The sequence below is a fragment of the Pseudomonas sp. HS-18 genome (genome assembly GCF_020401845.1).
GTDB classification, from domain to species: domain Bacteria; phylum Pseudomonadota; class Gammaproteobacteria; order Pseudomonadales; family Pseudomonadaceae; genus Pseudomonas; species Pseudomonas nitroreducens.
The window spans coordinates 2,707,689-2,719,551 of sequence record NZ_CP084413.1; the positions used below are offsets into that span (position 1 = coordinate 2,707,689).

At 66.7% G+C, this 11,863-nt stretch carries 7 protein-coding genes; 5 read left to right on the forward strand and 2 right to left on the reverse strand.

Annotated features, from left to right (window positions below):
* The first annotated feature begins 79 nt into the window (after positions 1-79).
* The 4 genes from LDJ84_RS12690 (at position 80) to LDJ84_RS12705 (ending at position 9,231) form a co-directional block, all read left to right on the forward strand.
* A complete protein-coding gene (locus LDJ84_RS12690; protein ID WP_413247447.1) occupies positions 80-1,807 on the forward strand; it encodes an autotransporter assembly complex protein TamA in 1,728 nt (575 codons plus the stop codon).
* A 14-nt stretch (positions 1,808-1,821) separates the two neighbouring features.
* Positions 1,822-5,487: a translocation/assembly module TamB domain-containing protein gene (locus LDJ84_RS12695; protein ID WP_226046582.1), complete on the forward strand. Its 3,666-nt coding sequence runs from the start codon at positions 1,822-1,824 to the stop codon at positions 5,485-5,487.
* A 125-nt stretch (positions 5,488-5,612) separates the two neighbouring features.
* On the forward strand, positions 5,613-8,330 hold the full coding sequence (mgtA, locus tag LDJ84_RS12700) for a magnesium-translocating P-type ATPase (protein ID WP_226046414.1): 2,718 nt from the start codon (positions 5,613-5,615) through the stop codon (positions 8,328-8,330).
* 100 nt (positions 8,331-8,430) lie between these two features.
* A complete protein-coding gene (locus tag LDJ84_RS12705; protein ID WP_205345948.1) occupies positions 8,431-9,231 on the forward strand; it encodes a substrate-binding periplasmic protein in 801 nt (266 codons plus the stop codon).
* A 2-nt stretch (positions 9,232-9,233) separates the two neighbouring features.
* On the opposite strand, the gene LDJ84_RS12710 is transcribed toward LDJ84_RS12705, so the two are convergent.
* Positions 9,234-9,701 carry a thermonuclease family protein gene (locus tag LDJ84_RS12710; protein ID WP_226046415.1) on the reverse strand — a complete coding sequence of 156 codons (468 nt, stop codon included), beginning with the start codon at positions 9,699-9,701 and terminating at the stop codon, positions 9,234-9,236.
* A gap of 67 nt (positions 9,702-9,768) precedes the next feature.
* Positions 9,769-10,761 (reverse strand): aldo/keto reductase, encoded by a 993-nt coding sequence (locus tag LDJ84_RS12715; protein ID WP_226046416.1) that lies wholly within the window; start codon positions 10,759-10,761, stop codon positions 9,769-9,771.
* A 114-nt stretch (positions 10,762-10,875) separates the two neighbouring features.
* Here LDJ84_RS12715 and LDJ84_RS12720 point away from each other — a divergent pair, with 114 nt between their 5' ends.
* A complete protein-coding gene (locus LDJ84_RS12720) occupies positions 10,876-11,775 on the forward strand; it encodes a LysR family transcriptional regulator (RefSeq protein ID WP_024765499.1) in 900 nt (299 codons plus the stop codon).
* The last annotated feature ends 88 nt before the right edge of the window (positions 11,776-11,863 follow it).

The window sequence follows — 11,863 nt, forward strand, 5'->3', positions numbered from 1 at the left end:
CCGGCGGTCAGTCGCTCAGACGTTTCCTACGCTCTAGGGTGAGGCATCGCGGGGAAAACCCGTGCTAGCATTTCGCGCCATGAGAGTTGTCCAAGGATTGCTTGGGCTGCTGCTGGTAATGGCCTTCTGCTTGCAGAGGGCGCTGGCGGTCGAAGCCCATCTCGACGTTCGTGTCACCCCCGCCAACGCTGCGCTCAAGGCCAATATCGAGGCCTATGTGGGCAGCCTTGGCGAGCGTGATCAGGCGGCCCTGCAAAGATTCCGGCGCAATGCCGTGGAGCAGGCGCAGAAGGCCGCCCAGGCTTTGGGTTACTACCAGGCGCGGATCCGTGGCCGGGTGACCGATGACAAGGTGCCCACGCTGCGGATCAATGTGCGGCCAGGCGAGCCCGTGCACCTGCGTAATGTGACGGTGCGAGTTGACGGGCCGGCCGCCAAGCTCAAGAGCTTCCGCGTTCCCGGCGGGGATTCCCTGAAGCCTGGTGCGCAGCTCAACCACGGCGCCTACGAGGACGCCAAGCGGCTGATCCAGAACCAGGCTTCGCGCTTCGGTTTCTTCCGCGGGCAGTTCACCCAGCAGCAGTTGCGCATCGACCCCGAGGCGGGTGTGGCGGATATCGAGCTGGTCTACGCCAGCGGGCCGCGCTACCGGCTGGGCAAGGTCGACTTCGCCGGCGATTTCCCCTTCGACGAGGACCTGCTGCAGCGCATGGTGCCGTTCAAGGAAGGCAGCGACTACGATTCCGAGCAGATTGCCGATCTCAACCAGGCTCTGCAATCCAGCGGCTATTTCGATGGCGTGCGGGTCGACGCTGCACCGACCAATGCTGATGGCGAGGTGGTGCCGGTGCACGTTCACCTGGAAGCGCGCAAGCCGCGCACCATGGGGCTTGGCCTCGGCTTCTCGACGGACGTGGGGCCGCGCGCTCGGGCGACCTGGACCCGCCACTGGGTCAACCCGCAGGGCCATAGCCTGGGCTTCGAGGCGGAAGTCTCGGCGCCCCGGCAGAACGTCGGCGCCTGGTACGAGATCCCGCTGGACCCGCCACTCACCGACAAGCTGCGCTTCACCAGCGGCTACCAGTACGAAGACCTGGTGGACACCGAGAGCAAGCTGCTCACGCTCGGTGGCGAGTGGCACCACAAGCTCGACAGCGGCTGGCAGCGGGTCGTCTCGCTGAACTGGCAGCGCGAGGAGTACAAGCTGGGTGACGATTCGGGTCTGAGCAGCTTCCTGATGCCGGGGATCGGTTACTCGATCCTCGAAGCCGACAACAAGATCGACCCCGGCAAGGGCTACCGTCTGCAGTTCGAAGTGAAGGGCGCCAAGGAAGGTCTGCTGGCGGACGCCGACGTGGCGCACATCAACGCCATGGCCAAGGGCGTGACCAGTTTCTGGGGAGGGCAGCGCTTGCTAGGACGCATCCAGGTCGGCGGCATCGCCACCAATGACTACAGCGCGATCCCGCCGTCGCTGCGCTTTTTCGCCGGTGGCGACCAGAGCGTGCGTGGCTACGACTACCAGACGCTGTCGCCGAAGAACTCCGATGGCGACCGCATTGGCGGCCGCTACATGGTCGCCGGCAGCGTCGAATACCAGTATCCCGTCGCCGAGCGCTGGCGCATCGCCGCCTTCGTCGACCAGGGCAACTCCTTCAATTCGCTGGACTTCCCCTCGATCAAGACTGGCGTTGGTATCGGCATCCGCTGGATTTCCCCGGTCGGCCCGTTGCGCCTGGACCTCGCCGACGGCCTGGATGAGGACGGCGGCATCCGCCTGCACTTCTCCATGGGGCCTGAGTTGTGAGTCGCGTGGGCTGGATGCGCGCGCTGCGCTGGAGCCTGGGCGGCCTGCTCGGGCTGATTCTGCTGCTGGTTATCGCCGCGGCTGCCTTGCTCGGCACTCCAGCCGGCAGCCGTGCGGTGTTGAGCTGGGTGCCGGGCCTGAACGTGGAAGGATTCGACGGTCGCCTCGCCGGCGGTTTCAGCGCCAAGCGCCTGGAATGGAGCGATGGCGCCACGCATCTGGTGCTCGATCAGCCACAGATCGACTGGTCGCCCGCCTGCCTGCTGCGCATGACCCTGTGCTTGCACAAGGTGGTGGCCAACGAAGTGCTGCTGACCCTGCCGCCAAGCGAGCCGAGCGAGTCCTCCGGCCCAATCGAGCTGCCCGACCTGAGCCTGCCGCTGTCGCTGGAGCTGGGCGATATCCGTATTGGCCGCTTCCTGCTGGATGGCCAGGAACAGCTGCGCGACGCTGAACTGGCGGCGCACTGGGACCGCGAAGGCCTGCATATCGATTCGGTAAAGCTCGCCCGCGATGGCCTGAACCTGTCGCTCAAGGGCTTGCTGAAACCCACGCAGGGCTGGCCGCTTGAAGCTGAGGGCACTCTCGGCCTGCCGGCGCCGGGCGAGCAACCCTGGACCCTGCGACTGCAGGCCAGTGGCGAGCTGATGGGCCACCTGAAGTTGCAGGCGCGGAGCAGTGGCTATCTGAACGGCACCCTGGAAGGTGACCTGCAACCGCTGGCGGAGAACCTGCCGGCCACCGCACTGGTGACTGCCGACGGCTTCAAGGCGGACGCCTCGCTGCCCGATACCCTGACGCTGAACCAACTGCGCCTGAACGCCAGCGGCAATCTCAAGGATGGCTACCAACTGGCCGGCGCTGCCGTGTTGCCTGCCGAGGAAAGCCCGGTGGTACTGACGCTGCGCGGCCGTGTCGACGCCCAGGGCGCGGATATCGCCGCGCTGGACCTGAGTGCCGCCAAGGACCAGCGCGTGGCGCTGACCGGCCGGCTCGACTGGAAGGATGCCTTCGCTGCGAACGCTCAGCTCGACTGGCTCGACTTCCCCTGGCGCCGCCTGTATCCGGCCATCGACGAGCCGCCGGTGAGCGTGCATACCTTCAAGGCCGAAGTGAGCTACAGCGAGGGTGCCTACCTGGGCAACTTCGATGGCGCCTTCAAGGGGCCTGCCGGCGACTTCACCCTGGCCAGCCCGGTGTCGGGCAACCTCTCGGAAGTCTTCCTGCCGTCGCTGAAACTGGTGGCGGGTCAGGGCAAGGCCGAAGGACACCTGAAGGTCGGCTTCGCCGACGCGGTTACCTGGGATGCGGCCCTCGACCTGTCCGACCTCGACCCGGCCTACTGGCTGGAGGAGATGCCCGGTCGCCTCGGCGGGCCGCTGCGCAGCAAGGGCTCGCTCAAGGGCGAGGCGTTGAACCTTGATGCCAACCTCGACCTGCAGGGGCGCTTGCGCGGCCAGCCAGCCATTTTCAAGGCAAATGCCGTGGCGGCCGGTCAGGCGTGGAAGGTCGATGGACTGACGCTGCAACTGGGCGACAACCGCATCAGCGGGCAAGCTGCGCTGGACCAGCGGTTGTCCGGCCGCCTGGATATCGCGCTGAATCGCCTGGGCCAGTTGTGGCCGCAATTGTTCGGCAAGGTCAGCGGCCAGCTCGATCTTGCCGGCACGCTGCAGGCGCCGCAGGGGCAGCTCAAGCTTGACGGCCAGCGCGTCGTCTACGCCGACCAGGGTCTGCGCACGCTGGACCTGAACGCTTCCCTGGATGCCGCCCAGCGCGGCCGGGTCAACCTGACGGCCCAGGGCCTGCGCAGCGGCGATACGGATTTCGGCGTGCTCAAGCTGGACGGCAGCGGCGATCTCAAGCGCCAGCAGCTTGCCCTGAACCTGCAGGGCAAGCCGGTGGTGCTCGACCTCGGCCTGGATGGCGACTGGAACGGCAAGGACTGGCGCGGACGCCTCGCGAAAGGCGATATACAGAGCGGCGGACAGGACTGGCGCTTGCAGCAGCCGGCGCGCCTGGAGCGTCTGGCGGACGGGCGCATCAACCTTGGCGCCCATTGCTGGGCCTCCGGCCCGGCCAGCCTGTGCATGGAAGACCAGCGCCTGATGCCCGACCCGCGCCTGCGCATGCACCTGCGCGAGTTCCCGCTGGACAGCCTGGCGCGCTGGCTGCCGGAAGACTTTGCCTGGAAGGGCAAGCTCGACGGCGACGTGCAGCTCGACCTGCCTGGCAGCGGGCCGAACGGTTCGATCCTGATCAATGCCAATGACGGCACCCTGCGCATCAAGGAGCAGGAGGAATGGGTCGACTTCCCCTACCAGCGCCTGCAGCTGGAAAGTCGCCTGACGCCACGGCGCATCGACACCAACCTGCAGTTCCAGGGCGACAAGCTCGGCAGCCTGCAGGCCCAGGTCCAGCTCGATCCGCGCCCGAAGAACAAGCCGGTCAACGGCACCTTCAGCCTCAATGGCCTGGATATCTCCCTGGCCCGGCCGTTCGCGCCCATGGTGGAAACCCTGAAAGGCCATCTCAATGGCAGCGGGCAGATTTCCGGCGGCCTGCTGGCGCCCCGGGTGGACGGCGAACTGCGCCTGAGTGACAGCGAAATCTCCGGTGGCGATCTGCCGACGCGCTTCGAGCAGCTGCAGGTCACCGCGCGGATCGCCGGCGAGCAGGTCGACCTGAGTGGTGACTGGAAGGCGGGCGAGAACGGCAACGGCAGCCTGTCCGGACGCATCGCCTGGGCCAGTGGCCTGGATGTCGACGTGAAGCTGCGCGGCAATCGTTTGCCGGTCACCGTGGAGCCTTACGCCAACCTGGAGGTCGAACCGGACCTCAGCGTGCAGATGGCGGGTGAGAAGCTCGCGGTTTCCGGTTCGGTGCAGGTGCCGCGCGGCGCCATCACCATTCGCCAGTTGCCGCCGTCCACGGTCAAGGTCTCCGACGACACCGTGATCGTCGGCGCGAAGCAGGAACCCAGGAGCGCCCTGGCGCTGAACATGGACATCGACGTCAAGGTCGGCAGCGACAAGCTGACCTTCAGCGGCTTCGGCCTGAATGCCGAACTGGCCGGCCAGGTGCACATCGGCGACAACATGGACACCCGCGGCGAGCTGCGCCTGAACAACGGCCGCTACCGCGCCTACGGTCAGAAGCTGACCATCCGCCGTGCGCGGCTGCTGTTCGCCGGGCCGATCGACCAGCCGTTCCTCGATGTCGAAGCGATCCGCAAGGTCGACGACGTGGTGGCCGGCCTGCGCCTGACCGGCAATGCCGAGCAGCCGCGCAGCGAGGTGTTCTCCGAGCCCGCCATGAGCCAGCAGCAGGCGCTGTCCTACCTGGTGCTGGGGCGGCCGATGTCCAGCGGCGAGGACAGCAACATGCTGGGCGAGGCGGCCCTGGCGCTCGGTCTGGCGGGCAGTGCGCCATTGACCGGCGAGGTGGCGCAGAGGCTGGGTATCCAGGACTTCCAGCTGGACACCGAGGGCACCGGCAACAGCACCAGCGTGGTCGCCAGCGGCCAGCTCTCCGACCGTCTCAGCCTGCGTTATGGCGTGGGCGTGTTCGAGCCGGCCAACACCATCGCGCTGCGCTACCTGCTGAGCAAGAAGGTCTACCTGGAGGCCGCCAGCGGCCTGGCCAGTTCGCTGGATATCTTCTACAAGCGCGACTTCTGAGTGCAGTCGGCAGCGTTGCTGCCGACTCTTCCGCCCCGGCCCCGCCAGCCTTCATGGCCCCTTAAGGTAGCCGGCACAGACTTCCCCCGCCGCCGGACGACGTGGCGCACAAGGGGAGAGTCATCATGCGCCTGGACCTCATCAGGACCCACCTGCTCGAATTCATCAACAAGGGCTTCCCGGCCCGTCAATTGCGCCGGCTGGCCGCACGCGACCTGCTGCGGGGCTCCGCCGTCGGGCGCCAGGCGTCCAATGCGCTGACCTCGAGCCTGCTGGAATGGTCCGCGCTGGAGTCCGCCTCTGTGCTGGAGCGCCTGGAAAGCCGGCGCGAGGGCCTCAGCGAAACCGAGGCAGAGGAACGCCGCCAGCGCGACGGGCTGAACGAGGTCGACCAGGACCGGCCGATCGGCGCCTGGATGCACCTGTGGTACTGCTACTGCAATCCCTTCAACCTGCTGCTCACCGTGCTGGCGACCATCTCCTGGCTTACCGAGGACGTCGAGGCCGCCGTGGTGATCGGCAGTATGGTGGCTATTTCCACGTTGCTGCGTTTCATCCAGGAGAAGCGCTCCAACCGGGCCGCCGAAAAGCTCAAGGCGATGGTCAGCAACACCGCCACGGTATTCCGCAGCGCCGAGGACGATGGCCCCGCGCTGCGCGTGGAGGTGCCGATCCGTCAACTGGTGCCCGGCGATGTGCTGTGGCTGTCGGCCGGCGACATGGTGCCGGCGGACGTGCGCCTGCTGAGCGCCAAGGACCTCTTCGTCGGCCAGGCTGCACTGACCGGCGAATCCCTGCCGGTCGAGAAGTTCGCCCAGCTGCGCGATGCCCGCCAGGGCAATCCGCTGGAGCGCGACAGCCTGTGCTTCATGGGCACCACGGTGGTCAGCGGCTCCGCCCTGGCGGTGGTGATCGGCACCGGCACGCGCACTTACTTCGGCTCCCTTGCCGAGCGAGTGATCGCCAGCGATCCGACGCCGACCGCGTTCCAGACCGGGGTGAACCGCGTCAGTTGGCTGCTGATCCGCTTCATGCTGGTGATGGCGCCGGTGGTCCTGCTGATCAATGGCTTCACCAAGGGTGACTGGCTGGAGGCCGCGCTGTTCGCGCTGTCCATCGCCGTCGGCCTGACCCCGGAAATGCTTCCGATGATCGTCACCTCGACCCTGGCCAAGGGCGCGGTGGTGCTCAGCAGGCGCAAGGTGATCGTCAAGCGTCTGGACGCCATCCAGAACTTCGGCGCGATGGACATCCTCTGCACCGACAAGACCGGTACCCTGACCCAGGACCGCATCGTCCTCGAACGCCACACCGACGCCTTCGGCCAGGTGCAGGACCGCGTGCTGCAACTGGCCTTCCTCAACAGCCACTACCAGACCGGCCTGAAGAACCTGCTGGACGTCGCCGTGCTCGAACACGTCGAGCTGCGCCATGCGCTCAAGGTGGACAGCCGCTTCCGCAAGCTCGACGAGATTCCCTTCGACTTCGCCCGCCGGCGCATGTCGGTGGTGGTCAGTGAACGCGAGGACAACCACCTGCTGATCTGCAAGGGCGCGCTGGAAGAAGTGCTGGCGGTGTGCGGATCGGTGGAGACCGCCGAGGGTATCGAGCCGCTGACCGGTGCCCGCCTGGACAGCATTCGCGCGGTGGCCGACGAGCTCAACCAGGAAGGCTTGCGGGTGGTCGCCGTCGCCACTCGCGAGTTGCCGCCGACCCGCGATACCTACGGCGTGGCGGACGAGAGCCGGCTGTGCCTGGCCGGCTACATCGCCTTCCTCGATCCGCCCAAGGAAACCACCGCCCCGGCGCTGCGCGCGCTGGCACAGAACGGCGTGGCCGTGAAGGTGCTGACCGGCGACAACGAGCGGGTAAGCCTCAAGGTCTGCCGTGATGTGGGCCTGGTGGTCGAGGGTGTGCTGCTCGGCCCGCAGCTGGACGAACTGGACGATACCGCGCTGGGCGAACTGGCCGAGCGCACCACGCTGTTCGCCAAGCTCACCCCCAGTCACAAGGAGCGCCTGGTGCGCGTGCTGCGCGAGCGCGGCCATGTGGTCGGCTTCCTCGGCGACGGCATCAACGACGCTCCGGCGCTGCGCACGGCGGACATCGGCATCTCGGTGGATTCGGCGGTGGACATCGCCAAGGAAGCCGCCGACCTGATCCTCCTGGAAAAGAGCCTGATGGTCCTGGAGGAGGGCGTCATCGAAGGTCGCCGCACCTTCGCCAACATGCTCAAGTACATCCGCATGACCGCCAGCTCCAACTTCGGCAACGTGTTCAGCGTGCTGGTGGCCAGTGCCTTCATTCCGTTCCTGCCGATGCTGCCGCTGCAGCTGCTGGTGCAGAACCTGCTCTACGACCTGTCGCAGGTTGCCATTCCCTTCGACCATGTCGACGACGAGCTGCTGCGCAAACCGCAGCAATGGAACCCGGACGGGCTGGGGCGTTTCATGGTGTTCTTCGGGCCGATCAGTTCGATCTTCGACATCGCCACCTTCCTCGTGCTCTGGCATGTGTTCGGTGCGAGCTCACCCGTGCACCAGACGCTGTTCCAGTCCGGCTGGTTCGTCGAGGGGCTGATCTCGCAACTGCTGGTGGTGCACATGATCCGCACCCGGCGCATTCCCTTCCTGCAAAGCCGCGCCGCCTGGCCGCTGCTGGGCATGACCCTGGTGATCGTCGCGGTGGCGATCTTCCTGCCCATGGGACCGCTGGCGCACTCCTTCCGCATGGAGGCGTTGCCGCTGGGTTACTGGCCTTGGCTGGTGGCCATCCTGTTGGGCTACATGGCGCTGACCCAGGCGGTGAAGGGCTGGTTCGCGCGGCGCTACGGCTGGCAGTGAGCGAAACGGGACGAACGTCCGAACCCGATCACCGCTGGTCACGCGGGCATGGGGTTCAATACACTGCGGCGTCCGTCTTCTCCCGCTGTGAGTCGAGATATTGCCATCGCGAGCCGTTCGCCTGCCGTTGCTCCTGCGTGTGCGCTTCAAGCGCCTGGTCCTGCTGGGCCTGGCGCTGGCCAGCTTGCCGCTGGCTGCCTGCGAAAAGTCACTGCGCTGGGATGACGACCCGCCGTTCAGCATGCAGTTGCCCGACGGCCGCATCGGAGGTCTCTACGTCGAACTGAACCGTGCCGTGCTGGAGCGCCTGGGTTGCCAGGTGCGCATGGTCAAGCTGCCCTGGGCGCGGGCGTTGAAGGAGCTGGAGCTGGGCCGCCTCGACGTGTTGCCCGGCGCCTTCCGCAAGCCCGAGCGCGAGGTCTATGCCTGGTTCTCCGGTGCACTGTTGCCGCCCTCGCGCAACATCCTCTTTGTCCGACGCGGTTTGCCCCAGCGCGACAGCCTGCAGCAGCTGTCCGATCTGGCCGGCCGCGACTTCCGTCTCGGCGCACAGATCGATGTGTCCTACGGCGAACCCTTCCGCCAACTGATGGCCGATCCGGACTACGCCGCGCGGGTGTTCTTCAACCCAAACCGCAGCAACCTCTGGCATATGGTCGACAAGGGGCGCATCGACGGCATCATCGCCGACGAGCACAGCGGCCAGTATGAGCTTCAGCAACTGGGCCTGGCGGGGCGCATCGAACCTACGGGCGTGGTGGTGTCAGCGGAGTCGGCGGAGGTCGCGTTCAGCAAGCGCACCCAGGACGAGGGTTTCGTCCGTCGCTATGTGCAGATGCTCAAGACCCTGGTGGAAGAGGGCGAGGATCGGCGCATCCTGCAGCACTATGTCAGCAATTGACTTCAGGGCTTGCGCCAGAGGTTGATTCGGCGCGCCTTGGCTTCGTGTTCCTCGAACTGGTACTGGCCGACTTCCTCGGGCGTCTGCGCGTCGCTCTGCCGCCAGCGTGCGAGGCCGATGCTCAACTGGGCGCGGCCGATATCCAGGGTGTGGCCGCAGTTCGGGCACTCCGCCGGAGTGACCCACACCGCCGCGCGCAGGCTGCCGTCGGCCTGCGGTTCGGCGTGCTTGAGGGTGGCGCTCTTGCCCAGGGCAAGCTGCACCAGGGCTGCGCGGGAACGTTGGCCGAAGGGCTGCTCCAGTTCCGGAGCGGTCACGCCGCGCAGGTGGATGGTGGTGTCGCCACCGTCCGCGCGCTGGCAGGTCAACTGGTCGCCGCTGAAGACGGCCGTCACCTGGCATTCCTCATCCGCGTGGGCGGCGAGGGGAAGGAAGGATAGTACGAGCAGTGCGGCGGGAACGAATCGCATGGAGCCTCCGGCGGACCCCGTCAGCATAACCGCTGCGAGCGTCCACCGGAGCGCCGCTGCAGAGCTTTTACTGGATCAGCGCCATCACCTGTTCGCTGTAGCGCCCGCCGGCGGCGGCGCCGGCCGGGAAGATCGCGTCCAGTTCGAGCAGTTCAGCCTGGGTCAGCGCCAGGTTCACGGCGGCGACGTTCTCCTCCAGGTACTTGCGCTGCTTGGTGCCGGGGATGGGCACGAGGTGCTCGCCCTGGGCCAGCACCCAGGCCAGCGCCAGTTGCGAGGGTTTCACGTCCCGAGCGGCGGCCAGCTCGGCGACCTTGTCCACCAGTTGCAGGTTCTTCGCGAAATTCTCGCCGGTGAAGCGTGGGCTGGAGCGGCGATAGTCATCCTCGGCGAAGTCATCGGGGCTCTTCAACGCACCGGTGAGGAAGCCCCGGCCCAGCGGGCTGTAGGGCACGAAGCCGACTCCCAGGCGTGCACAGGCGGCCAGCACGCCGTTCTCCTCCGGGTCGCGGGTCCACAATGAGTACTCGCTCTGCAGCGCGGTGATCGGGTGGACCCGGTGCGCGCGCTCCAGGGTTTCTGCCGAGGCTTCGCTGAGGCCGAGGAAGCGCACCTTGCCGGCCTTCACCAACTCGGCCATGGCACCGACGGTTTCCTCGATGGGTACCTTCGGGTCGACGCGGTGCTGGTAGTAGAGATCGATGTGGTCGGTGCCCAGGCGCTGCAGGCTGCCTTCCACGGCCTGGCGGATGTACTCCGGGCTGCCGTTGGCGCCGCGTACCTGCGGCTGGTCCGGGGTGCGCACGATGCCGAACTTGGTGGCAAGGAAGACCTGTTCGCGCTTGCCCTTCAGGGCGCGGCCGAGCAGTTCCTCGTTGGTGTGCGGGCCATAGATGTCGGCAGTGTCGAGCAGCGTGACGCCCAGTTCCAGCGCACGGTGCAGGGTGGCGATGGATTCGGCTTCATCGCTGCCGGTGGTGTAGAAGTCGGACATGCCCATGCAACCGAGGCCGATGGCGGAGACGATGGGGCCTTGCGGGCCCAGGCGACGGGTTTTCATGCGGGATTCTCCAGGTGAGGAAAGGGCAGGACCATTCTTGTTGTTTGTCTGGTATGGATAAACCAGCGGATTACGGTTTAACTATTCGGTATGGATGAATAATCGGAGCGTGTTATGGACCGCTTGCAGGCCATGCAGGTCTACACCCGCATCGTCGAACTCAGGGCCTTCGGCAAGGCGGCGGACAGCCTCCAGCTGCCGCGCGCCAGCGTGACCCAGCTGATCCAGCAATTGGAGACGCACCTGGGCGTGCAACTGCTGCGCCGCACCACCCGGCAGGTGAGTGTCACCGCCGACGGGCAGGCTTACTACGAGCGCTGTGTGCGCCTGCTGGAGGATCTGGAGGAAGCGGAGAACTGCTTCTCCGACTCCCCCGACAACCCGCGCGGCAAGCTGCGCATCGACCTGCCCAGCTCGCTGGGGCGGCTGGTGGTGATCCCGGCGCTGCCGGAGTTCTGCCGGCGCTACCCGCAGATCGAGCTGGAGCTGAGCCTGAACGACCGCCAGGTGGACCTGGTTCGCGAGGGGGTGGACTGCGTGCTGCGCGCCGGAGAATTGCCGGATTCCAGCCTGGTCGGCCGGCGTATCGCCGAGCTCGAGCAACTCACCTGCGTGGGGCGCGCCTACGCGCAGGAGTTCGGGCTGCCCGAGCATCCGCAGCGGCTCGAAGGGCACTTGGCGGTGAACTATCAGTCGGCTTCCAGCGGGCGCATCTTCGACCTGGAGTTCCGCTTCGACGGCCAACTGCGTACCCAGCGGTTGCCCAGCCGGATCACGGTGAACAACGCCGATGCCTACATCGCCGCCTGCCGTGCCGGTTTCGGGATGATCCAGGCGCCGCGCTACCACTTGCGCGAGGGGCTGGCCAGCGGTGAGCTGCTCGAAGTACTGCGCGCCTGGCAGCCGCCACCGTTGCCGGTCAGCGTGCTGTATCCAGTGCGCCGGCAGATGTCGCGGCGCCTGCGGGTGTTCTCCGACTGGCTCGGCGGTTTGTTCGAGGCGGGCATCGGCTGAGCCGTCGCTCGTCGGAAAGCTGCCGGCGAAACCTGCCGCCGTCACTGTGCTGACTATGCTCAAGGCCGCCGTAGAGCGGTTTGCAGTC